The sequence below is a fragment of the Candidatus Saccharimonadales bacterium genome, from assembly GCA_039928925.1.
GTDB lineage: Bacteria > Patescibacteriota > Saccharimonadia > Saccharimonadales > Saccharimonadaceae > UBA6022.
The window spans coordinates 117,676-140,559 of sequence record JBDSSF010000001.1; the positions used below are offsets into that span (position 1 = coordinate 117,676).

The window sequence follows — 22,884 nt, forward strand, 5'->3', positions numbered from 1 at the left end:
ATCAAGAAAGATTATGAAAAAACAATTTTTCGTCTTTGTTGTCCGATGGGCACTCAACTCTATTGGCCTATGGATAGCCGTCCGTATATTTGGGACTGGCTATAGTAATGCCGATTTAACGGCAGGTGTTTGGGCCTTTGTTTTTGCTGGACTAATATTTTCAATCATGAATAGTATCCTTCGTCCAATTGTTATTATCTTGTCACTTCCAGCCATTCTGGTCACACTCGGTCTATTCACTCTTATTGTCAACGGACTCATGGTGTATCTTTCACTAAAACTGGCACCAGGTCTTAATATGACATTCTGGAACTCTGTGCTTACCGGAATGGTGCTGAGTCTGGTAAACTATATAGTAAGTAGTGCACTTGAATTACAGTATGCACGTAGTGTAGAGGAGAAATAATGACTATTGATAGCATCTTACAAATTGTCACGATTGGTTCAGCCGTCTTGATGGTTGCATGTATTTTACTTCAGCAACGTGGCGCAAGTCTTGGCGCTGGTTTCGGAAGTTCAGGCGAGTTATATACAACTCGACGTGGGCTTGATAAAAATCTCTATGAAGCAACTATTGTTTTAGCGGTTGTTTTTATCTTATCGATTCTGGCTGGATTACTATTACCAGCGTTCATAAAATAGGTGGTAAATAATGGCTGACGAAAAACGCAATTGGCGTGACTTTCAGAAAATTAAATTTAGCAAAAAGCATCTCACTAGGCGTGCTAAAAAAGCTGAAGGTGCGACTGTACGTCATGCACGTAAATTTATTGTCGGCCGACTTGAGAGTATTCGTGAATCTCGTCGCCATATTATTGGATGGCTCCTCCTCGTCACAGTACTTGTTGCGGTCGTAGGTGTTCAACTGGTATGGTTTCAGCAGAGTTACCAAACGGTTGCCGCGAGTGATGGTGGAACATATGCCGAAGCGACGCTTGGTCCTATTGAGACGTTAAACCCACTCTACGCCTCTTCTAGTGCTGAAATATCATCGAGTCATCTTCTTTTTTCATCACTCTACGACTATGATCAAAAAGGCGTGCTTCATGCGGATCTTGCTGACAGGGTAGATATTGATTCAGCCGGTACGACGTACACTGTGAAGCTAAAAAGTGGTGTAAAGTGGCATGACGGTGCTGCCCTTACGGCAAATGATGTTGCCTTTACTATTAATCTGATCAAACAACCCGAAACAAGATCATCACTTCGAGCAAACTGGCAAGATGTAACTGTGCAGGCAATTGACGATACGACACTTGTTTTTAAACTACCTGCAGTTCATGCTGCATTTAAAGATGCCCTCACTTTTTCAGTACTCCCGGAGCATGTCCTTGGAAAAATAGCACCAGGTGCCATCCGTGAAAATGCGTTTAGTCGCTCTCCAATTGGAAGCGGACCATTTAAACTAAGATTACTCCAGACTGCAGACACTGGTAATAAGCATAAAATCATTCACATGGTAGCATTTGAAGACTACTTTAAGGGGCAGCCAAAACTTGCACGATTTGAGCTACATGCGTTTGATACACCTGCACTCATCCTTGATGCACTAAAAACTGGAGAGGTAAATGCTGCATCTGATATATCAACAGGGGATATCAATTCGGTATCTAAGGTGAACTATACGATTAAATCCCAGACTATTGATAGCGGTGTCTACGCAATACTAAATACTACGCAGCCACTTCTAAAAGATAAGACGGTGAGACAGGCTCTTCAGTTAGCCACAAATACAGGAGAGATTCGAAACGGTCTTAATACGCCTGTGCCATCTCTTGAACTTCCATTTATTAACGGGCAACTCACAGGAAACGATCTACCAAAGGTACCTGCCGCTGATACAAAACGGGCAGGAGACATACTCGATGCAGCTGGGTGGAAATTAGTTGGTTCAGTCAGGGAAAAGGGTGGCCAAAAACTCAGTCTTCAGGTTGTTACAACAAAAGATGCAGAGTACGAAAATGTACTCCAGATGCTTGCGACTCAGTGGCGAGCCATAGGTGTTGAGGTGATAACAAAAGTTGTTGATTCGAGTGATCCAGCGCAAAACTTTGTTCAAGATGTCTTACAGCCACGTCAGTATGATGTCCTCATCTACCAGCTCGCTATTGGTGCAGACCCAGACGTGTATTCGTATGCATACTGGCATTCATCACAAGTTGGTCAGCGTGGTTATAACTTCAGTAACTACAGTAGTATCACATCAGATGATGCACTTGTTAGCGCGAGTCTCCGTCTTGAACCAGAGCTGAGAAATGCAAAGTACAAAGCATTTGCGAAGCAGTGGGTCGAAGATGTGCCTGCAATTGCACTCTATCAGTCAACAGTTCAATACGTTCAAGGTCAGGGTGTCTCGTCGGTCGGTGACAATGCCGTGCTGGTATCGCCATATGATCGTTACAGCAATGTTCTCTATTGGTCAGTGAACCAACAAACAGTTTACAAAACACCGTAGCATAGCTATAATACGTCGAGTAATAACACCCTTATGCGCGAATGGCGGAATTGGTAGACGCGTCAGCTTGAGGGGCTGGTGTCCTTCGGGACGTGGAGGTTCAAGTCCTCTTTCGCGCACCAAAGATAGATTTTTTTAGACGTCAGAATTTTTTCTGACGTCTTTTTTGTTATAATCAAAATATGCCAAAGACTGATCCTTCTTTGATTTCGTTACATTACAGCAGATGATTAAAGATCCCTCTTTAATAAATCTTAACACTACCTTGCGAATACCAAGCAACGTGAAAATGATATAGAATATAGCATCACTGTTGCGGTTTTGTGCTGGTCTAATATATGATGGATATAAAATAAACCTTAATATAGCAACTATTAAAAATGAGGGTGAAATGAATTATATAAAAAAATTAGCAATTGGATCAGCAGCTATAATAAGTGCGAGTGCATTGATGTTCGGCGGCGCAGTTAGTGCTCTGACTTTATTTTCAACAACAACGCAACAAGTAAAAACATTTACGGTGACAGTGCCATATTCACAGATATTAACCGGAAATCAAACAAATAGTCAGTCAATCACACTAAGTAAGGCTGCTCAATTTCCTGCCAGGACAGAGATTTTGTCCGCATATATAGATGTCCTACAACCATTTGGAGATGATACTAGCAGTGATCTTGGTAGCAGTTATGCTGGTCAACTTTATTTTCGTGACACTAAGCACAATGTCAATAAACAGATGAATGGTGCTGACATAAGCAGTACTGGCATAGATTCATCTTACGATGATACTGGTAAAGACCACTTCTATCTTTCTGACAGTCCAGAGTCTGTGGATATACAGGTTAATCAAAATTCAACCCTCGTAAATGTCACGAGCTTAAATAAGGGCTCTTTAAAGATTATTGTCAGTTATATCAATCATTAGTCGCTGACGGCATATTATTGGTCTATAATTGACTTATGTATATCGTTTACTTAGCCTATATGCCTCTTCAGATCGTAGGCGGGAACAGAGTTATATTCGAACAAGTTCGTGAACTCAGTAAGAGAAAACATAGGGTAGAGATTTGGTCAGAGCATTGCTCTGGCCGATCCGTTTTTGAGCCTAACGTAAGTATAAAGAAATATAATCAGGCAGAATTGGATATACCTGACGTTGTAATAGCATGCGATCCTGGTTTTATTAAACCCATCAAAGAATTCCGGAAAACAGGAACCTCATATTTATTATTACAACATGATTTTGAATGGATAATTGAGCAATCTAGAATACCAAACGGGATTGAAATATTCGATGAACTCAAGAATGACGTATTAACTGCTGGGATAAATATATTAACAGTTAGTAAATGGCTAACTTCTAAGATAGCAGAGCAGTTTGAGTTAAAGCCTACACTGATTTCGAATTCTGTAGATACGTCCCTCTTTAAGCCGTCGTCACCGCTCATAAATAACCTCGATGGATCTATCTTAGCGATATATGACCCACAAGAGTGGAAAAACTTTACATATACAACGGATATCATTGCACGTTTAAAATTTAATCATCCACGCTTAAAGTTTATGACTATTTCAGCAACATTGCCTAGCGTTGAGGATGTTAATCTTTCGTACGTAGATACATGGTTCATAAATCCTAGACAAGATGATCTTGCTAAAATATATTCATCGGCAGACATATTTCTAAGTACGTCTTTGAAGGAAGGATTTAGCCTTCCTGGTCTAGAGGCTCTTGCTTGTGCTACAAGTTTAGTTACTACTGATAATGGCGGAAACAGAGATTATGTCAAGGATGGTTATAACTGCGTGATCCTTGACCAGTTCGATATAGAAGGGAGCGTTAAAAAGATGGAAGAGCTCCTAGATAATCATGCGGTGAAGAAGTTATTAATTAAAAATGGCTTAGATACGGTGAAAAATTATCTGTTAATTAATTCTATTGACGCATTAGAAAACACGTTTCTCTCGACGATTAAGACTTGAGTTCTGAATATAAACCTTTAAGTATATAGATCCGATAATTACAAATTTAATATTGTTAGCTTTATTACTGGTCTTTGGGATGAAAAATGAACTGACTAGCTCAGACTGCGGGCTTGAAAGTGAGCAAAAATAAATTTGACAGGTATCGCTAACCTTAGGCCCTTATTCGGGGGAGAACTAGCGGGGTGAGATAAGTCAATCCATTTGACGCTACAAACGCCAGCAATAGCCATAAACAATAGTAACCCGTGGCCATACATACAAGCTTAATTGTATTGATCATAGCTATTTTATCTTATGAGCGAGAGGACTTCTAAGTTTAAACTCGTAGGTTAAAATTATGCTTGGGGTAACAATGCTTTTATACTTAAAATTGACTTCTATATGAAATATTTTTTTAATAATTCTGGGCGATGGACGTGATACCGAGTTGAAAGCTTTGAAAAAATAGACACTCCACCGCAAATCAACTTATGTAGGATTTGCCTGTGGTGTCATCCATCACTGTCATCGGAGGGATAATATTATGCCTATAAGCCAGGATAATAGCCAAGCATTATAGTTCTGACTTCGTCTACTATGGTGCGCCATATGTGTCTGTTTCAATCCTGCATCACTGATGCAGGATTTTCTGTATTTTCGTGCTTTCGCACATCCCGCATCTTCCAGCTCGTTGACTTCCCCCGTTGAATAATTGTATCCTTAAAGCAATAGCAGTTACAAATTAGCGAGAATACAGAACGTACGTATGGCACTTCACAGATTACCTACTCCAGGTTCAGATAATGGTACCTGGGGAGATGTCCTCAATGACTATTTATCTCAGTCCCACGAAGCAGACGGGACTCTTAAGCCTAGTGCCATAACAGCAGCAGGATCAGGGACATACTCTAAACCGACGACTGGCATTCCTACTGCCGACCTAGCCGACGGGAGTGTTACTAACTCGAAGCTAAATGCAGCCGTGCAAACTAACCTGACAGCTGCAGGTACGGCGGTCCAGAATGTAAATGGCAAATCTGGTACGAGTATTACTCTCACGCCAGCTGATATTGGCACGCCGACAACACTGGCTGCGCTGACTGATATCTCAGGCGCTAGTAGTGCGACCAACAGCCAAGTACTAAGTTTTAATACTGTCTCAGGTAAGTGGAGTCCTGCAACTATTTCCAGTGCGCCGGTCACCAGTGTGGCCGGAAAGACGGGCACTGTCTTACTGACGAGTACTGACGTCGGTCTTGCTAACGTTGACAATACTTCAGATGTTAATAAGCCAGTTTCTAGTGCTACCCAGGCGGCTCTTAATGCCAAAGCGAATACGAGCAGCCTTTCGGTCGTTGCGACTAGCGGTAGCTACGCAGACCTTACGGGTAAGCCAACGATACCTGCTGCTCAGGTAAGTAGTGATTGGAATGCAGTCTCTGGTGCCTCTCAGATACTCAACAAACCAACGCTTGGAACGGCTGCCGCTGCGAATGTTGGTAATTTTATGCTAGACAACCGACCTAGCTACGCATCAACTGTGAAGAGATGGGATCCGATACGTGGAACCTATAATTTTCGCCAAGATAATTCGCTTCGCTGGCTAACAGGTATCGGTAAGGCTGGTCTTTCTGACTACACTGCCGCAAATCAGACGATCAATGAACTCTGGATCGGTGACTCTATTATGGGAGGATGTACCGGACTTGGTAAACCAGCTGATAAATTTGGTGATACAACACGGTTTGACCGTAACAACGATTTTCCTCATGTCTATGGTAAGGCAGTTGCGCGTAGTAGTGGGATATCAGCAGTCGGTACGGGGCTTACTCGTGCACAAGACGGTGCGCATCTGGACAACCGTTGGGATGTTGGATCGGCAACTACTGCAAATGGCTCATGTCGTCAGCTCGCAACAGGAGTAAATGGATGGATACGATTTACATCTGATATTCCAGGCGATATCGTACGCGTCATTTTCTATAACAATCTTCCATCAGGCTCGCCTCAACTAAAAGTGAGTCTTGACGGTGCAACGTCTGGTGCTGGGTATGGAACGGCTCAAGGTCCATCGACGTCAAAATACGAAATCATTGAACTTACCGGCGTCACGGTAAATGTAGGCTCGCAAATTCTTATAACAAATATTAGTGCGGGATCAATCCAGCTTGCTGGCATTGAAGTGACATCTGCTTCTGGTGGACTCGCTGTTCATAATTTTACATGTAGCGGTACACGTGCATACACAAGCTGGGACACCGTCTCAAGTGGATTTTCATTACTTCGCCAACTAACGGATGTCTCAATTACAAATAAGTATAAATTTAATACGGTTCACATGGGTTGGGGACTATTTGACGCCTCGGATCCTGTGCCTCCAACTCCTACTCAGATTAGGGCGTCACTAAATGCCATCGCTAGTTATTTTCCAAATTCAACTATCATTCTTCATGCAATGCCAGAACCAGGTCAACTTGCAATCAGTTATCCAGGTCGTTGGGCAACGTATCTGAACGCATATTATCTTGCAGCCGACGATCTTGACTGTATTCTTGTCGACGATAATTTCCTTATGGGCGGTGGGTACACCTATCTTAACCCGCTTGGCGTCACTGCCGATACTACAGCTCACTATCTTCCATCCGCTTACGCAATGTGGGGCAGAGCTATTGCTCGAATCGTTTCTTAAAGAGTTTTTTAAGTACGTCTGTGTGGGTATATTAACAAATTTAATGACCTAAGATTGACTATTTTTACCTCATCACAGATAATATAGATAACACATAAGCTTTAGCAACATAAACATTCAGGGGATATGTAAAATGAGTCGTCTTCCAATTCCAGGGCAGGATCAAAACACGTGGGGAGACATATTAAATGACTATTTGTCTCAAAGTCTTACAGCCGACGGTAAACTAAAAACAGGTATCGTTAGTCCAGCTAACCTAGCCAGCTCTGCGGTTGAAAGCGCTAACCTTGCTCCAAATAGCGTAACGGCAGCAAAACTTGCAACCACAGCGGCACCTTCAACTGGCCAATCACTTTCATATGACGGTACAAATCTTTCTTGGATGACTCCAGTAGCAGCGTCAACAACAGCTGGCGGTGATCTTGCGGGAACATATCCTAACCCTACACTTAAAGTAACAAATAACGTCAGGACTATTCAACGCTCTCTTGGTGTTAACGTATTTTCAATCACTGATCCAAAGTATGGTGGCGCTGGTCTTGGCTCAATGACACAGGATACTGCAGCGTTAAACGCTGCATTCCAAGATATGGTAGCAAGTGGCGGAGGAGTATTATATGCACCAGCCGGAACATATAAAATCTCTAGCTGGCCAACCATTGTCCCACTTAATAATAAGCTCCCTTATTCAATCCAAGGTGCGGGTCGGAGCGCGACTGTATTCATGTCATATGCACCGAACCTAGCTGCAAGCCTCATGGTCCATAACCCAAGTTTCAATCCTGGTAGTGCTTCTGAGGATTCTGGTGTATGGAATGGCTTTACAATTGATGGTACAAACGCAGGACCTGGTGCGGTTGGCTTTCAATGGGGTGATGTTTCAACTGTCACGTTTAGCGATATTAATATCCAAAACTTCACACAGGGCGATGGCATGTACTTCAATAACCAATACGGCTGGACTGAACGCGTAACAATGCAATCTGTTGTTGTCCTGAACTGTCAAAATGCGCTTCGTTTTGCTGTTCAATCTGGTGCATACGGTAGCTTCGATTATTGGAACGTTGACGGTCTATTTGTGTCAGCAAACGCTAGCCAGAGTGCTGTCGTTTCCGAAGCATCACTTGGTATCGGCGGAACAATTCAAAGGCAAGGTTCTAAGTTTCGTATGGTTGCCAATATGGCTAGTGGTACTGTTAATACGGGCAAGTTGTTTTGGATTAAAGGGGATGATTCATGGTACGACGTTACGTGGAATGTTAACGCCGAAGCAAATGGCGGCGCAGCAGTAAAGCATGTTTCAATTCAAATGGATAATGGGAGCGCATCCTTTGGTGGCATTGGAGAGTTCCGAGCCTACTACCTTGCACCAGCTGTACTTGCTGGAGGTGCGTACCAGTTTGCCATTGCCGGTATGGTAACGGTTGCCGGTATTACAGATAATGACGGTTCACAAACGACCTTTACAGGTAATCCGATTGGCCGCATGATCTACAATAACCCAAGTGGCTACCAATCATCTGTTTCATCCGGTAGCTCGTGGCAAAATACACTTAATGCTGATGTCTTTGTGACGATCCCTGTCACATTTACAGGAAATGGTACTGCAGGATGGAACGTTGATGTATGGAACGGTCTTCCTGCTGGTCAAACAGTTGCCGCTGGACCTGCAGGTGTGACGATACCAATTACTTTTGTTCACTATGCAAAACGTTGGGCACGTCTTGATGTCACAAACGGTACCATCGGCACGCCAATTGTACGCTGGGTGTAAAAGTAGCTTACGTTATATTTAATAGATTTACTGTGACAATGTTGCGAGTGTATTGATCGTCGTCACAATAATAACAGTGCCAAATAGGTATGAGAGCATTGCATGACGTAGTGCCGTAGATCGTAATTCCTTGGTTTGAAGACTTGTATCTGACACTTGGTATGTCATACCAATAGTAAAAGCCAGATAGGCAAAATCACTATACTTTGGTGACTCTGAACCATTAAAATCTATTCCACCTTCAACATCACTGTAGTAGAGCCGGGCATACCTAAGCGCAAATGTCGTATGCACCATTGCCCAGGAAACAATAACGCTGATGAGTCCAAGTAAGATATCTATCACTTTATCATTCCCGCTGCCACTTCCTGCATGAACAATTAGAAATACGATTGTCCCAAGGCTAGCAACACTTGCAACGAGGAGAAGTACGTCAGCGAGTGCTCTGCCGGGATTCTCACGAACTGCATGTGACTTTGTTGTTTTACTATCCATTGGAAGAACTGTGAGCCATACCCAGCCAGCATATATAAGGGCGGTGACGTCCCAGGAAATGAGAAGGGCAAACTTTACCTGATTCATTACACAGAGAATAATTCCAGTGACGACGCCGATAAGTAGAGCTACTATTAGTCTTGTTAAAGCCGAAGTCGCCTGTGGTGTTTTTTTCGTAGGAATAACAAAGTCTCCGTTAGTTTAATGAACTTAGTATACTGCTAATTATCGATATACGTACAGTTATTAGACACATAACTCCTCTGTTCTGATATAATACCAAGCGTAGTATGGCGCGTTGGCGGAGTAGTTACGCAGCAGTCTGCAAAACTGTGTACACGAGTGCAAATCTCGTACGTGCCTCCATATTACGCGCGGATGGTGGAATTGGTAGACACGAGAGACTTAAAATCTCTTGCCCTAAACCGGCGTGCGGGTTCGATTCCCGCTCTGCGCACCAAATTTAGACATGTAACCTCGCTAATATAGTGAGAAAATAGTATAATAGAAGAGTAAACACGCACGACGCGTAGTAATAATCTAAAGGGGAACAAAATGATTGCAGTATGGATTATCATCGGAGTTGTCGTTCTATTGGGACTATTCCTATGGATGACATATAACGGACTAGTAACACTGAAGATCCGTGTTGACGAAGCTTGGAGCGATATTACCGTTCAGCTAAAACGTCGTGCTGATCTTATCCCAAATCTTGTCAATAGCGTTAAGGGTTACGCTGCACACGAAAGTGGCGTATTTGAAGCAGTCACAGCTGCGCGTTCAAATGTTATTAACGCAAAAGGCGTAAAAGATACTGCTGTTGCAGAAAATCAGCTCGAAGGAACTCTAAAAAGTCTTTTCGCCGTTGCTGAAGCATACCCAGATCTTAAAGCGAACCAAAACTTTATCCAACTTCAGGATGAACTTGTTGATACTGAGGATAAAATTCAAGCTTCTCGCAGATTTTATAACGGTGGAGTACGTGACCTAAACACTAAGATTACATTATTCCCAAACAACATTTTTGCCGGCATGCTAGGATTCAAGTCACGCGAATTCTTCGAAGTTGAAGATCAAGCTGCTATCGAAAATCCTGTTGAAGTTAAGTTCTAATTAGGAATTCTAAACTTTAGTGTATAAAGCAATTGCAGCCAACAAACGAAACACGGTCTTCATTATGGCCGTGTTTGTTGGTATCATCGGCGCTATTGGCTGGGCACTGAGTTATTACTATGGAAACAGATCAATCACGTACATTGTTATCGGTATTGCGATGCTCTATGCACTCATTCAGTACTATGCTGCTGGCTCACTTGCTATCGCAATGTCTGGCGCGAGAGAAATTGAAAAGAAAGATAATCCAAGACTGTATCGTATAGTTGAAAATATTGCTATTACTGTCGGGCTTCCAACACCAAAAGTATATATTATCGATGACCAAGCGCCCAATGCTTTTGCGACTGGTCGCGATCCAAAGCATGCAATTGTCGCTGCCACAACTGGTCTTCTTGAAATTATGGACGATAGGGAGCTAGAAGGTGTCATCGCTCACGAGATGGGGCATGTTCAAAATTATGATATTCGTGTGAGTATGATAGCTTTTGGACTGGTCAGTGCTATCGGTATTTTGTCTGATATCGCAATGCGGATGTTCTTCTTTGGTAATAACAACAACCGCGAAAATTCAAACCCGATTATTCTTGTCGTTGGAATTGTGATTGCAATTCTCGCGCCAATTATTGCGGCCATGGTGCAGCTAGCAATTAGTAGGCAGCGTGAGTACCTTGCAGATAGTACTGGCGCAATGACAACAAGGTATCCTGAGGGACTTGCAAGTGCGCTTGAGAAACTAGAAACCTATGGCCGACCAATGAAACGTCAAAACTCCGCGAGTGCTCATTTGTATTTTAGTAATCCTCTCAAGCCAGGCTTTTTAAGCGGTCTTTTTAGTACTCATCCACCACTTGCAGATCGAGTTGCACGACTCCGTGCAAACGAAAATAAGTTCTAAGAAAGCGAATGCTGCTATGCCGACGACACCTAAACGAGTAGTAAAGAAACAATCGAAAAAACAACCAATAAAGCAGATCGTTGATGAACCTGAATTAAAGCCAAGGAATATGCTAGCCGTGCAGTACTTAAAAGTAGTTCGTCGTACGCGTGAACTTGCAAATCGCCGCCCTCATCATAGTTTCCGTCGGACCCGTCGAAGAGACTACGCGCGCTCACTCACTCTTCCAGGATACTGGGCTTTTACAAAACAAGTCCGTCAAGCACTCTGGCGTAATAAGAAAATATTTTTAGCTGTTACTTTGCTGTACGCAGTACTTAGCGGTGTCCTTGTTGGCCTTGCATCTCAAACGACCTATACACAACTGGCTGGCCTTTTGAAGGACTCGAGTAACCAACTTCTACAGGGTAATGTTGATCAACTTGGTCAAGCCGTCATCTTACTTGGAACCGGCATACTTGGTGGTGTTAACCAAACGCCAACGGATGCTCAAAAGATATTTGCACCTCTTGTGGCACTTCTTATATGGCTCACAACGGTCTGGCTACTTAGGGCTATTCTTGCCGGTCATAAGCCGAGGCTTCGAGACGGCTTATATAATGCCGGTACTCCTATTGTTTCGACATTTCTTGTAAGCCTGATGTTTTTAGTGCAGCTCATTCCCGCGGGTTTTGCGACACTTGGATTCTGGGCTGCGACGCAGTCAGGCTTCATCGCAAATGGCGTTGAATCAATGGTTTTTTGGTTTGTTGCGATCCTTCTCATCGTCCTTTCGCTCTACTGGATTACGAGTACCTTTATTGCAATGATTGTCGTGACACTTCCTGGCATGTATCCGATGAGAGCACTTCGAACAGCGGGTGACATGGTCGTTGGGCGTCGCCTTCGCATTCTCCTTCGTCTCCTATGGCTTGTAGGTTTTCTAGTTGTCGCGTGGGCAATTGTTATGGTTCCAATAATACTTATTGATGCCTGGCTAAAAAATGTCTGGGCTAGCATAAACTGGATTCCGATAGTTCCTCTCGCCCTACTTGCCATGAGCTCATTTACAGTCGTGTGGGTGTCTGCATATGTATATTTACTCTACAGAAAGGTCGTTGATGATGACGCAACCCCAGCCTAGTAAACGCGCAGGTGAGCTACGCGATCTTCTTGCGGGCTATAGCTATAATTACCACGTACTCGATCAGCCGTCGGTCATTGATGCTGTCTATGACAGTCTGTTTGGTGAACTAAAAAAGATTGAAGCAGAAAATCCAGAACTTATTACACCAGACAGTCCTACTCAGCGAGTGGGCGGAGAGCTTCTGGGCGGTTTTCAAAAGGTAACGCATAGCTCAAGGATGCTGAGTCTTAATGATGTCTTTGACCGGGAAGAAGTAGAAGCATGGGTCATACGAATGGATAAACTTTTACCAGGTAGAACTCATGAATTCTTTGCCGACATAAAAATGGATGGTCTTGCCTGCGCGCTTATTTACCAGGATGGACTTCTTATGCAGGCAGTCACACGCGGGGACAGTTTTATTGGTGAAGACGTGACGGCAAATGTCAGAACGATTAAAAATATACCACTTCGTCTAAGAGCAAGTAAGCAGTATGACAAATTTCTTGTTGGTCGTACTGAAATTCGTGGTGAAATTGTGATGCTCAAAACAGACTTTAATAATCTTAATGAGACACGCAAAAAAAATAATGAATCACTTTTTGCAAATCCACGTAACCTAGCTGCAGGAACAATTCGTCAGCTCGATCCAAAACTCGTCGCAGCAAGGCCTCTTCATTTCCGTGCCTATGATTTGTTACGTGACGATCCGAGTGATATACCCACAAACATGTATGCTTACGAAGCTATTTCCGGGCTCGGTCTGACGCGAAATAAAGAAGCGAGTATTTTTACAAGCCTACCTGATGTCATGCATTTTGTTGATCATGTCGGTGATGTTCGAACTGACCTACCGTTTAATACAGACGGGCTCGTTATTAAAGTGAATAACCGTGCTCAGTTTGCTGAACTTGGTATAGTTGGCAAACAACCGCGTGGTGCAGTTGCGTATAAGTATGCAGCTGAACAGGCAACGACAATCGTAAAAGATATTGTTATCAGTATTGGGCGCACTGGCGCTGCAACACCAGTTGCTGTATTTGATCCTGTCGTTGTTGCTGGCACGACTGTGCAACATGCTAGTCTTCATAACGCAGATGAAATTGCGCGTAAGGATATTCGTATTGGTGATACTGTCATTATTTTTAAAGCCGGTGATATTATTCCACAAGTTGAGAGTGTCGTAAACGAGCTTCGTCCAAAGGATGCAAAAGCTTTTAATTATGAAGATGCACTCCACGAGCAGTATCCAGAGCTTGAATTCGAACGTTCCGGTAGCGACGTTGTCTACCGGGTCGTAGGAGCAAATAGTGATCTCATACTCAAGCGGTCTGTCGAGTATTACGCATCAAAAGGCGCGCTCGATATCGACACACTTGGTGAGAAGAATGTCGTTGCGCTTGTCGATGCAGGCCTCATTAAAGATACTGCAGATATTTACAGACTCACTGTCGAAGACCTGCTCAAATTAGATAGATTTGCTGATATTTCCGCGCGAAAACTCACTGATGCAATCGCTGATAAAAAGCAGCCACCACTTGAAAAGTTTGTACTTGGACTCGGTATCCGCCATGTTGGTATGCAAACGGCAATTGACCTCGCGAATCAGTTTGAATCGATCGAGAATCTTAGCAGGTCGACAATTGATCAACTTGAGGCAGTCGATGGTATCGGCAAGGTAGTTGCTGAATCAATTGTCGCCTGGTTTGCAGATCAGGATAACGAAGCGTTACTTGAAAAATTTACATCTCTCGGAGTACGACCTCATTTTGTTAAGAAGACAGGCAAACTTGTGGGTAATAACTTTGTTATTACAGGTACACTTGAAACAATGAGTAGAGACAGCGCAGCAGATGAAATACGTGCACTTGGTGGGACATTCCAAACAGCAATTGCAAAAGACACGACGTACCTTGTAACGGGTGGAAAAGTCGGGGCAAGTAAACTAAAAAAGGCCGAAAGCTATGGTACTAAGATCATCAATGAGCAACAACTTATCACTATTCTTCGTAGTGAAAAAGAGGTATAAAATGGTAACAATTCGTTTCGATAAATTGATTCGTGGAGCAATGCTCCCGATGTATGAAATGCTTGGGCAAAAAGCTGAATTTGTGGTTCTTCGTGGTGACAAGCTCGCTGCCGCAATTATTAAAAAAATTGTCGAAGAGGCACAAGAAATTCCAGCGAGTGGTGACATCGATAAAATAATTACTGAAATTGCTGACGTGGAACAAGGTCTAATTGATTTAAAGAAACTCCACGGCATTAGTGACGAACAAGTTGAGACTGCACGTCTTGCAAAGCTTGCTGAAAAGGGCGGGTTTTCTGAAGGAATTTTCGTGCATACTCTTACGCTAGATGAAGATGATAAATGGGTTTCCTATTACAGAAATGAACCTGATAAGTATGAAGAGATGAAAGTTAGCGGTAAAGACTTCGATATAACAACCGATAACCCATTACTACCAATAGGTGTATATCGCCATTATAAAGGTATGACGTATGAAATCATTGGCGTCGGACGTCATACTGAATCACTTGAAGACTATGCTGTCTACACTCCATTATATGAACATGATGGCCTACCAGATATCTGGCTCAGACCACTTCAAATGTTTATGGAAAATGTGAGCTTTGAAGGGCAATCGATTCCTCGCTTTTCAAAAGTAGATTAGTGTACGCAGTGTATATTCATCACTAGGTGAGTATAATAGTGAGTGATGCCAAAAAGAGCCAAAAAAGGGAAACGAAAATTATCAACCAAGCAATACATTTTTGCTATTGCTCGTGTTGCCGCACTTACATATAAAGCCGCACCTCTCGCGGTTATTATGCAGCTCATGGGTTCGATTGTAACTGCAGTACTCCCTATTATTACGACCTACTTTGCGGCGCTCACAACCACGTCTCTTGCTGAAGCATACGCAGGTAATCAGGCGGCTGGTGGACACGCCACTATCTACGTCTTTATTACGGCTGGTCTCGGTATTCTCATGACTGTATGGAACAGTGTAGAGCAATATGTCAGTCAGTTAATGCGTTACAGAGTTGAAGCAGCTATGAGTGATCGTATGTATGATCATTTCCTCGCACTCGATTTCTGGCGGTATGACGATAAAAAGACAGCAGATATTTTTGACCGTGCATCGCAGTTTGCAAGATTCTTCCCGTATGTTTTTGACCGACTTGCCGGCGTGATCACACAGTTTATTACGATGGTTGCGGGCCTGGCTGCTCTTCTGTTTGTTAGTTGGTGGCTAGGCGTTATTGCACTTGTTGCTGTTGTTCCGGGAATATATATTCAGTTCAAACTTTCCCGCGCCCAGGTTGCTCATTGGAATCAAAATGTTGAAACGAGGCGAGCGAAAAATATGATTGAATGGAATTTACTTCAGCCTCAGTATATCGCAGAACTTCGCCTTTATGGCATCGTACGATACCTACTCGATTTACGCATGAAACTTCGCGATAAAGACGAGAAGAAAAGAATTGAATTTGAACAAAAGTATATCTTCAAACGACTCGGCGCAGACGTTCTTGAGGCCGCAGCAGAAGTAACGGCGCTTCTTTGGATTGTTGGTGAAATTATTGCGCGTCACCAGCCAATTGGACAGTTCCTCTATGTACAACAAGTTGTGTCCCGCGCACTTGGCGGCGCGAGTGGATTTGTATCACAAATCAGCACCATTGACGAAGATCTTGCAAACCTATTTGACTACCAAGAATTCATGGAGCTTCCAATTCGCCTTGGTGGAGACAGAAAGCTCCTAGATCTTCCACAGTCTATCGAACTACAGGACATTACATTTTCCTACCCACATGCTAAGACGGATGTGCTAAAGGGCGTATCTCTTACTATTAAAAAGGGCCAACACGTGGCGATCGTTGGAGAGAACGGTGCGGGTAAGTCGACACTCATTAAAATTCTCACAGGTCTTTATACGCCTACGAAGGGAAGGATTCTCCTTGATGGACAGGACCTTGAATCAACCGCGATTGATTCCTGGCATAAGCAATTGGGCGTTCTCCAACAAGAGTTTATTAGCTACGGCTTTGCAACAGCAAAAGAGAATATCTATTTTGGTGATGTGACAAGTCCTCTCGATAAGAAACGACTGAGCGATGCGATGGATAGAGCTGAGGCACGGACATTTCTTGAAAAGTTGCCACGCGGCATAGAGAGTTACGTGAACACATGGATGGAAGACGACGAGGGGAATAATGGGACTGATCTTTCAGGCGGTCAGTGGCAGAGGCTTGCGCTTGCTCGTAACTTCTATAGAGATAGCCCAATGATCATCCTCGATGAGCCAACTTCAGCTATTGATGCGCTTGCTGAATCAAGAATCTTTAAACATTTATTTGAAGATCACTCTCGAACGGTTGTCACGATTAGCCACCGCCTGACAACGATTGAGAAGGCAGATATAATCTATATGCTACAGGATGGAAAGCTTGTTGAGCAGGGCACTCATGATGAGCTTGTAAACAAGCAAGGTGCTTACTATACAATGTTCGAATCTCAGCTACGAAATGGCTAATTGTACTTCTTACTAAAATAAGACTCATACGAGTCTTATTTTAGTAAGGATAGATCTATTAGATCTCTAAGAGATTAGCTCTGCTGCTTTTTTGGCACTGGAGCACCACCGTAAGCACTACCGCCGTAAGAGGCAACTGACGGTTTTTTTGACTTTATATCATCTGTAAGAAGATTTAATTTGCTAACAACAGCGGCCATGCCTGTCAATACACCAAAAGCTATCCCAGTATTACGTAGGAAATCTTTTCGATCCATTTCTTTTTGAAGTATTTTATCGGTTTGAATATTAAGCACAGTATTCCTTTTTTGAAATGCTAATGGTAACTACTGTTTTTATTCTAGGTCTGGTGACTTTATATGTCAATAGGGGTTTGACTGAGAGGTCGGTATACACCGTCAACATTTCTAACTCTTTGCTGTGGGCGAACGCTCATATCTCTTCCAGGTATGTTCATTTGAGCTGGAGCAGGCCTTTTAGGAATAATCTTTGACTGGATACCTTTAGGTGCAATATCAAAAGATTGCCTCCCCGTTGGTTGTTTGGGCACTTTTCGTATAGGCTCTACTTGTTGTGTGATCTCTTCTTCAATCATCCTAGCTCTCTTCTCAAAAAATTCTTCCATTGGAGATATATCAATTGCATCAACCGCAAACTTATTTAGCTCTGCCTCTTTTTTGCGACGGCGATTTGTCTTATATACAGATATCGAAACAGCGATAACTCCTGCTTGGTACATAAGAATAATAGGAAGCGCCATAATTGTTTGGTTTAGTACATCAGGAGTCGGGGTAATAAGTGCTGCTGCAATAAAGGCAATGAGAACCATGTATCTTTCGAATTTTAAAAGCCCGCCCGGCTTTAGAGGGTGTACCCAGTGAATAAATAGGAGAATGAGCGGTAGCTGAAAAAGAATACCAAGGCCAGCGGTATATGCGAGGATAAAGTTTAAGTATGAGTCAGCAGTAAGTGATGGATTAACATAGCCATCTGCAAACGTATTGAGGAAATTGAGCGCGCCTGGAATTGCATAGAAATACCCAAAGGCAGCCCCAGCAATCAGCAGTCCTATGGATGAGAGTAGTACGATGATAGAGTGCTTACGCGCACTCTTAGGTAGCGCAGGTGCCACAAAACGATATAGATGAAAGACAGCAAATGGAATAGTGATCGCTGCACCGACATACATAGTGACGGTAAAAATGAAACTAAATCCACCACCTGGATTGAGATAGATAAGCTTCTCATTACCAAGTGGCTTCAGAAGAAACGCAATCAACTGATCTTTGTAGTTATACGCGATACTGGAAGTACCGATAAAAATAACAGCCAAGAAGAAGATACGATTACGGAGTTCGCGAATATGATCGTGAAGCGTCGATGCCTGACTAGAGGCTACGTCACGCTTTTTTGTCATAGTTAGGCCTTATCTGAAGAGTCTGGTTTGTCAGATTTCTTTGCATCGTTAAACGCAGATTTTGATTCATCGAGTCCTTTGCGTAGTTCTTTTGCAGAACTACCTAGATTACGAGCAAGTTTTGGTAATTGGCTACCACCAAAAATCAACAAGATTATCACTAAAATAACGATCAGTTCAGGCGTCCCTAGCCCCAGGATATCGGCAAATTGCGATAAATTCATAGTATTCTTTCCTCCATTAGTCTATTATCTATATAATAGGACTTAAGCTTTAAAATGACAAGGACAATTGATGAACACATATACATTTAAATCAACATTTGCAGCTTCATCAGCTTACGGCGTTGGAGTATACGGCTGTGATAATTATACGCAGGGCTGTGAAGCAACAACTACTCAAACTCAGGGCTCTCTTGTGAGCACTGGTTCACCTTGGTTTATTCCCGTTATGTTAGGTGCCGCACTCATTGTCGCTGCCCTTATCTTGATTGTGACAAAATTAGTTCGTCGTAAAAATCTTAAAAAAGCCTAGAGGTATGCAAAAAGCAAAAAGCCGTATACGCCGTATTGGTATTGGTATCGCTGGTGGCCTCGTCCTTATTATTGGTGTCATCGCTATTCCATATCCTGGCCCTGGTTGGTTGATCGTATTTGCCGGTCTCGCAATTCTTGCAACTGAGTTTGCCTGGGCGCAGCGTCTTCTTGATGTTGCAAAAGGTAAGTACGATGCATGGCAGGCATGGCTAGCCCGTCAGTCATTTGTCGTAAAAGCGTTGATCTGGACACTGACTGCTTTTGTCGTGATCATAACAGTCTGGTTACTCAATGGCTATGGCCTTATCAACAACTGGCTTCATCTTGGACTTGACTGGGTGCAGTCACCACTCTTTCACTAAATAACTACTACAGAACAAAAGTTACATAAAACAAAATACCTCGCCGTAAGACGAGGTATTTTGTTTGTGTTGGTAGTAAACTACCAGCTACGCTGACGGAATGAACCGCCACCGTTGCCACCGCGGTCACCACCACGGTCGTTGCCACCGCCGAAGTCGCGTTTAGGGCGATCTTCTTTAGGGCGAGCTAGACCAACGCTAATAGCGCGGCCGTCAAGCTCTTTGCCGTCGAGTTGATCAACAGCTTTTTGGTTGTTAGCTTCGTCTGTAAATTCGACGAAACCGAAACCTTTAGATCGGCCACTGTCACGGTCAGTAATGACACGTGCGCTAGCGACTTCACCAATTTGCTCAAAGTGAGCTTTCAAACTATCGTCAGTAGTTGCGTAAGCAAGGCTACCGATGAAAAGATTTTGTTGTGCCATAAAAATATGTACTCTTTCTTGTTACTAACTTTCGTCAGATCGACCATGCGGCGATAGTTGACAAGAAGGAGTTACCGATAAGGGTAAACATCCGCTGCTTTTCTATTTCGCGTATGCTTCTGAACACTGCTATTTAAGCACATTTTTAAAAACAATACTAGCTTAAGCAGCTTTTAAAATGATAATATAGCTTGTGCTTTATATGTAAATGGTGCATAATTATTGACAAGCTGGTACGCCTACGGGGTGCCTCTGAGTACCAAAACAAACAAGTTTTAAAAACAAAAGCCGCGCCCTGGGTGGGCGCGTAACAGCCTAGAATGCTCGTCTATCACTGTAGAGACGAGCATTCGTTATATAGCATCGTTATCGAATACCCAATTCCTCATAAGTAGTTTAGGTGGATTTTTTAGATAGACTAATATCCTAGAGGGTATCTCGTTGACATCAAAAAGCTTATGCTCTATAACTACAGATAGTAGACTATGGAATATTCAGATACATTCATGTCCTTCCGTCGACGCATTTCAGCTTCCCGGAAATTACGGCATGAAACACTTCACGAAAAGAGGCCGGGTGCTGGATTTACTATTGTAGAGCTGCTTATTGTCGTGGTTGTCATAGGTGTCCTTGCCGCAATTGTTATTGTAGCGTATAACGGCGTCCAACAACGCGCTCGTGACGCTAACAGAATGAGTGATGTAACAGTTATAAATAAAGCACTAGAGCTCTACTATATAGATTATGGTAGATTTCCAAACGGCAGTGGATCGACTACGATCAACTCAGGTTGGAGTACGACAGCTGATGCTAGTTGGCAAAATCTTGCGACAGCGTTACAGCCATATTTAAGTAAGATACCTGTCGATCCAGTGAGTGCACCTAATTTATCACCACTTACGAATTCTGCTGGATATAACTATGCGTACTTCTCTAACACTAGTTCTGGGGTATCCTATTGTGGCGCAGCCCCTAATCAGATGTATATTTTAATATACCGATTTGAAAGCTCTTCTCAAACAACGACTCTTAACGGTGCATGCCCAAGTTCACCTTTAGGACCATATGGTGGCGCAAGTAACTATCGCATGAATAAGTCGTAGATGTATTAATAAGCTTAAAAGTAACTAAGATAGTGTAGATGCGCATCTACACACTGTGTAGTAATCTTTTATGCAGACTCTTTTAAGCTTGTGCTAAATCTATAGCAAGGGGTGGTCAGGAGGCATGTAATTTGTTATAATATACTCAGAGGAACCCATCATAAATGGGTATATTTTTATGAAAGACCCAAAATTTATCCGCAATATCGCTATTATTGCTCACGTTGACCACGGTAAGACCACTATGGTTGATGGTCTCTTAAAACAAAGTAATACGTTCCGTGACAACCAGGCTGAGATGAGCCAGGACCTTATTATGGACAGTGGTGACCAGGAACACGAACGTGGTATCACGATTACTGCTAAGCAGACTTCTATCTACCACGGTGATTACAAAATCAACATCATTGACACTCCAGGTCACGCCGATTTCTCAGGCGAAGTTGAACGTACACTTAACATGGCTGACGGTGTTCTGCTTGTCGTTGACGCCCAGGAAGGCCCAATGCCACAGACAAAATTTGTGCTAAGTAAAGCACTCGAACTTGGACTAAAACCAGTTGTTATTATCAACAAAATTGATAAACCATCACGTCGTATTGACGAAGTTATTGACGAAGTTTCTGACCTTTTCCTTGAACTTGCAATCGACGATAGTCAACTACATTACCCAGTGTATTACGCAATTGGCCGTGAAGGTAAAGCGTGGACTCATCTTCCTGACAACATGTCAGAACACACTGACCTTACGCCTATCTTTGATGCAATCATCAGCGATATCCCAGCACCAACTGTTGAAGTAGATAAACCTTTCCAACTTCTCGTTACATCACTTCAATACGATACATTCCAAGGTAAATATGCCATTGGCCGTATCACACGTGGTGATGTCAAAAAAGGTTCCCCAGTTGTTCTTATTAAACGCGACGGAACTATTGTTGGTAGCAAGATTGATAAAGTCTTTGGCTACCGTGGTCTTAACCGTGAAGAAATTGATTCTGCGAGTGCAGGTGACATTGTTGCTCTTACTGGTATTGGTGATGCGCGTATCGGTGAAACAATTGCTGACAAGGAAAACCCAGAAGCACTTCCAGTTATTGACGTTGAAGCACCGACAATCTCAATGTACCTTGGTCCAAACACAAGCCCACTCAAGGGTAAAGAAGCGTCATTTAATACATCACGCCAAATTGGTGATCGTCTTAAGCGTGAGCTTGAAACAAACGTATCACTTCGCGTCGCTGAAGATGGTATTGGCTTTACAGTCAGTGGTCGTGGTGAACTTCACCTTTCTGTTCTTATCGAAGCACTTCGCCGAGAAGATTTTGAATTCGAAGTTGGTCGTCCACAGGTTGTGACGATTGAAGAAGATGGCAAAACTATGGAACCAGTTGAAGAACTACTTGTTGAAGTTGGTCCTGAATTCCTCGGTGCAGTGAGCCAAGAACTTGGTACCCGCCGCGCAGCTATGGTGAAACAAGAACAAACAAGCAGTGGCACATCACGAAGTACCTACATTCTTCCAACTCGTGCGCTTATTGGCCTTCGTAACCTCCTTCTTACTGCAACAAAGGGTACGATCATCATGAACAGTATGCCACACGGCTACCAACCACTTGGTCCGAAACTTCAGCAACTTCGAAACGGCGCACTCATCGCAACTGAAGCAGGTGCGACAACAGCATTTGCACTTGATAACTCATCAGCTCGTGGTGAACTATTCGTTGGTCCTGGAACAACTGTGTATCAAGGTATGATCGTCGGTGTTTATAACCGAAGTGGTGATCTTGATGTGAACGTTTGTCGTGGTAAGCAGCTGACAAACATGCGTACATCATCAAGTGATGGTACGATTCAGTTGACACCATTTACAGAACTAAGTCTTGAACAGTGTATCGATTTCATCGAAGACGATGAGTTGCTTGAAGTAACACCAAAATCCCTTCGTCTTCGCAAACGATTCCTTGATCCAAACAAACGCAAACGTAACTCAAAAAACTAGTTGC

At 43.0% G+C, this 22,884-nt stretch carries 22 protein-coding genes and 3 tRNA genes; 20 read left to right on the plus strand and 5 right to left on the minus strand.

The genetic code is table 11. The annotated features are described in order from the left end of the window. Positions 1-13 precede the first annotated feature (13 nt). The 8 genes from ABIS22_00585 to ABIS22_00620 all read left to right on the plus strand — a co-directional run bounded on the left by ABIS22_00585 (position 14) and on the right by ABIS22_00620 (position 8,883). The gene (locus ABIS22_00585; GenBank protein MEO7740395.1) at positions 14-406 is read left to right on the plus strand and encodes a phage holin family protein; all 393 of its coding nucleotides are present in this window, start codon (positions 14-16) and stop codon (positions 404-406) included. Beyond that, complete coding sequence (secG, locus tag ABIS22_00590) at positions 406-642, plus strand: preprotein translocase subunit SecG (GenBank protein ID MEO7740396.1); 237 nt, start codon at positions 406-408, stop codon at positions 640-642. Before ABIS22_00585 ends, secG begins: the two co-directional genes overlap by 1 nt. 10 nt (positions 643-652) lie before the next feature. Then, positions 653-2,455 (plus strand): peptide ABC transporter substrate-binding protein, encoded by a 1,803-nt coding sequence (locus tag ABIS22_00595; GenBank protein MEO7740397.1) that lies wholly within the window; start codon positions 653-655, stop codon positions 2,453-2,455. 35 nt (positions 2,456-2,490) lie between these two features. Then, positions 2,491-2,577: transfer RNA gene (locus ABIS22_00600), tRNA-Leu, on the plus strand. A 269-nt stretch (positions 2,578-2,846) separates the two neighbouring features. Further along, on the plus strand, positions 2,847-3,380 hold the full coding sequence (locus ABIS22_00605) for a hypothetical protein (protein MEO7740398.1): 534 nt from the start codon (positions 2,847-2,849) through the stop codon (positions 3,378-3,380). A gap of 35 nt (positions 3,381-3,415) precedes the next feature. Continuing rightward, on the plus strand, positions 3,416-4,438 hold the full coding sequence (locus ABIS22_00610) for a glycosyltransferase family 4 protein (GenBank protein MEO7740399.1): 1,023 nt from the start codon (positions 3,416-3,418) through the stop codon (positions 4,436-4,438). Between the two features lie 748 nt (positions 4,439-5,186). Next, positions 5,187-7,109, plus strand: a complete 1,923-nt coding sequence (locus tag ABIS22_00615; protein ID MEO7740400.1) for a hypothetical protein — start codon at positions 5,187-5,189, stop codon at positions 7,107-7,109. Between the two features lie 133 nt (positions 7,110-7,242). After that, positions 7,243-8,883: a hypothetical protein gene (locus ABIS22_00620; protein ID MEO7740401.1), complete on the plus strand. Its 1,641-nt coding sequence runs from the start codon at positions 7,243-7,245 to the stop codon at positions 8,881-8,883. Between the two features lie 27 nt (positions 8,884-8,910). On the opposite strand, the gene ABIS22_00625 is transcribed toward ABIS22_00620, so the two are convergent. Then, the gene (locus tag ABIS22_00625) at positions 8,911-9,465 is read right to left on the minus strand and encodes a DUF1345 domain-containing protein (protein ID MEO7740402.1); all 555 of its coding nucleotides are present in this window, start codon (positions 9,463-9,465) and stop codon (positions 8,911-8,913) included. A gap of 205 nt (positions 9,466-9,670) precedes the next feature. Between ABIS22_00625 and ABIS22_00630 the strand changes: the two genes are divergently transcribed. From ABIS22_00630 to ABIS22_00665, 8 genes are all read left to right on the plus strand, one after another. Then, positions 9,671-9,744 (plus strand) — tRNA-Cys (locus ABIS22_00630). A 6-nt stretch (positions 9,745-9,750) separates the two neighbouring features. Beyond that, positions 9,751-9,838 (plus strand) — tRNA-Leu (locus ABIS22_00635). 95 nt (positions 9,839-9,933) lie between these two features. After that, complete coding sequence (locus ABIS22_00640; protein MEO7740403.1) at positions 9,934-10,491, plus strand: LemA family protein; 558 nt, start codon at positions 9,934-9,936, stop codon at positions 10,489-10,491. A gap of 19 nt (positions 10,492-10,510) precedes the next feature. Continuing rightward, the gene (gene htpX / locus ABIS22_00645) at positions 10,511-11,389 is read left to right on the plus strand and encodes a zinc metalloprotease HtpX (GenBank protein ID MEO7740404.1); all 879 of its coding nucleotides are present in this window, start codon (positions 10,511-10,513) and stop codon (positions 11,387-11,389) included. After that, positions 11,367-12,512, plus strand: a complete 1,146-nt coding sequence (locus ABIS22_00650; protein ID MEO7740405.1) for a hypothetical protein — start codon at positions 11,367-11,369, stop codon at positions 12,510-12,512. Before htpX ends, ABIS22_00650 begins: the two co-directional genes overlap by 23 nt. Beyond that, a complete protein-coding gene (ligA, locus tag ABIS22_00655) occupies positions 12,490-14,523 on the plus strand; it encodes an NAD-dependent DNA ligase LigA (protein ID MEO7740406.1) in 2,034 nt (677 codons plus the stop codon). The genes ABIS22_00650 and ligA overlap by 23 nt, the downstream gene beginning before the upstream one ends. A gap of 1 nt (position 14,524) precedes the next feature. After that, entirely contained in the window at positions 14,525-15,169 is a 645-nt protein-coding gene (locus tag ABIS22_00660) for a DUF1653 domain-containing protein (protein ID MEO7740407.1), read from the plus strand. 45 nt (positions 15,170-15,214) lie between these two features. Beyond that, positions 15,215-17,035 carry an ABC transporter ATP-binding protein gene (locus tag ABIS22_00665; GenBank protein MEO7740408.1) on the plus strand — a complete coding sequence of 607 codons (1,821 nt, stop codon included), beginning with the start codon at positions 15,215-15,217 and terminating at the stop codon, positions 17,033-17,035. A gap of 74 nt (positions 17,036-17,109) precedes the next feature. Here the strand turns inward: ABIS22_00665 and ABIS22_00670 are convergent, their stop codons facing one another. The 3 genes from ABIS22_00670 to tatA are packed head-to-tail and all read right to left on the minus strand — an operon-like array spanning position 17,110 to position 18,676. Continuing rightward, on the minus strand, positions 17,110-17,331 hold the full coding sequence (locus ABIS22_00670; GenBank protein ID MEO7740409.1) for a hypothetical protein: 222 nt from the start codon (positions 17,329-17,331) through the stop codon (positions 17,110-17,112). A gap of 59 nt (positions 17,332-17,390) precedes the next feature. After that, positions 17,391-18,452, minus strand: coding sequence for a twin-arginine translocase subunit TatC (tatC, locus tag ABIS22_00675; GenBank protein ID MEO7740410.1), 1,062 nt, complete (start codon positions 18,450-18,452; stop codon positions 17,391-17,393). 2 nt (positions 18,453-18,454) lie between these two features. Further along, on the minus strand, positions 18,455-18,676 hold the full coding sequence (tatA, locus tag ABIS22_00680; GenBank protein ID MEO7740411.1) for a twin-arginine translocase TatA/TatE family subunit: 222 nt from the start codon (positions 18,674-18,676) through the stop codon (positions 18,455-18,457). A 70-nt stretch (positions 18,677-18,746) separates the two neighbouring features. On the opposite strand from tatA, the gene ABIS22_00685 reads away from it, so the two are divergent. Then, the gene (locus ABIS22_00685; GenBank protein ID MEO7740412.1) at positions 18,747-18,986 is read left to right on the plus strand and encodes a hypothetical protein; all 240 of its coding nucleotides are present in this window, start codon (positions 18,747-18,749) and stop codon (positions 18,984-18,986) included. A 4-nt stretch (positions 18,987-18,990) separates the two neighbouring features. Next, positions 18,991-19,350, plus strand: a complete 360-nt coding sequence (locus ABIS22_00690) for a TIGR02611 family protein (protein ID MEO7740413.1) — start codon at positions 18,991-18,993, stop codon at positions 19,348-19,350. 80 nt (positions 19,351-19,430) lie between these two features. Here ABIS22_00690 and ABIS22_00695 read toward each other — a convergent pair whose 3' ends face one another. Continuing rightward, on the minus strand, positions 19,431-19,775 hold the full coding sequence (locus ABIS22_00695; protein MEO7740414.1) for an RNA-binding protein: 345 nt from the start codon (positions 19,773-19,775) through the stop codon (positions 19,431-19,433). A 485-nt stretch (positions 19,776-20,260) separates the two neighbouring features. On the opposite strand from ABIS22_00695, the gene ABIS22_00700 reads away from it, so the two are divergent. Beyond that, positions 20,261-20,878, plus strand: coding sequence for a prepilin-type N-terminal cleavage/methylation domain-containing protein (locus ABIS22_00700; GenBank protein MEO7740415.1), 618 nt, complete (start codon positions 20,261-20,263; stop codon positions 20,876-20,878). Between the two features lie 178 nt (positions 20,879-21,056). Then, a complete protein-coding gene (typA, locus tag ABIS22_00705) occupies positions 21,057-22,880 on the plus strand; it encodes a translational GTPase TypA (protein ID MEO7740416.1) in 1,824 nt (607 codons plus the stop codon). Positions 22,881-22,884: the final 4 nt, after the last annotated feature.

What these genes read in the sequence shown, in the direction of transcription:
- ABIS22_00585 (MEO7740395.1), top strand. Translation starts at nt 14, where the DNA reads ATGAAAAAACAATTTTTCGTCTTTGTTGTCCGATGGGCACTCAACTCT.
- secG (MEO7740396.1), top strand. Translation starts at nt 406, where the DNA reads ATGACTATTGATAGCATCTTACAAATTGTCACGATTGGTTCAGCCGTC.
- ABIS22_00595 (MEO7740397.1), top strand. Translation starts at nt 653, where the DNA reads ATGGCTGACGAAAAACGCAATTGGCGTGACTTTCAGAAAATTAAATTT.
- ABIS22_00605 (MEO7740398.1), top strand. Translation starts at nt 2,847, where the DNA reads ATGAATTATATAAAAAAATTAGCAATTGGATCAGCAGCTATAATAAGT.
- ABIS22_00610 (MEO7740399.1), top strand. Translation starts at nt 3,416, where the DNA reads ATGTATATCGTTTACTTAGCCTATATGCCTCTTCAGATCGTAGGCGGG.
- ABIS22_00615 (MEO7740400.1), top strand. Translation starts at nt 5,187, where the DNA reads ATGGCACTTCACAGATTACCTACTCCAGGTTCAGATAATGGTACCTGG.
- ABIS22_00620 (MEO7740401.1), top strand. Translation starts at nt 7,243, where the DNA reads ATGAGTCGTCTTCCAATTCCAGGGCAGGATCAAAACACGTGGGGAGAC.
- ABIS22_00625 (MEO7740402.1), bottom strand. Translation starts at nt 9,465, where the DNA reads ATGAATCAGGTAAAGTTTGCCCTTCTCATTTCCTGGGACGTCACCGCC.
- ABIS22_00640 (MEO7740403.1), top strand. Translation starts at nt 9,934, where the DNA reads ATGATTGCAGTATGGATTATCATCGGAGTTGTCGTTCTATTGGGACTA.
- ligA (MEO7740406.1), top strand. Translation starts at nt 12,490, where the DNA reads ATGATGACGCAACCCCAGCCTAGTAAACGCGCAGGTGAGCTACGCGAT.
- ABIS22_00660 (MEO7740407.1), top strand. Translation starts at nt 14,525, where the DNA reads ATGGTAACAATTCGTTTCGATAAATTGATTCGTGGAGCAATGCTCCCG.
- ABIS22_00665 (MEO7740408.1), top strand. Translation starts at nt 15,215, where the DNA reads ATGCCAAAAAGAGCCAAAAAAGGGAAACGAAAATTATCAACCAAGCAA.
- tatC (MEO7740410.1), bottom strand. Translation starts at nt 18,452, where the DNA reads ATGACAAAAAAGCGTGACGTAGCCTCTAGTCAGGCATCGACGCTTCAC.
- tatA (MEO7740411.1), bottom strand. Translation starts at nt 18,676, where the DNA reads ATGAATTTATCGCAATTTGCCGATATCCTGGGGCTAGGGACGCCTGAA.
- ABIS22_00685 (MEO7740412.1), top strand. Translation starts at nt 18,747, where the DNA reads ATGAACACATATACATTTAAATCAACATTTGCAGCTTCATCAGCTTAC.
- ABIS22_00690 (MEO7740413.1), top strand. Translation starts at nt 18,991, where the DNA reads ATGCAAAAAGCAAAAAGCCGTATACGCCGTATTGGTATTGGTATCGCT.
- ABIS22_00695 (MEO7740414.1), bottom strand. Translation starts at nt 19,775, where the DNA reads ATGGCACAACAAAATCTTTTCATCGGTAGCCTTGCTTACGCAACTACT.
- ABIS22_00700 (MEO7740415.1), top strand. Translation starts at nt 20,261, where the DNA reads ATGGAATATTCAGATACATTCATGTCCTTCCGTCGACGCATTTCAGCT.
- typA (MEO7740416.1), top strand. Translation starts at nt 21,057, where the DNA reads ATGAAAGACCCAAAATTTATCCGCAATATCGCTATTATTGCTCACGTT.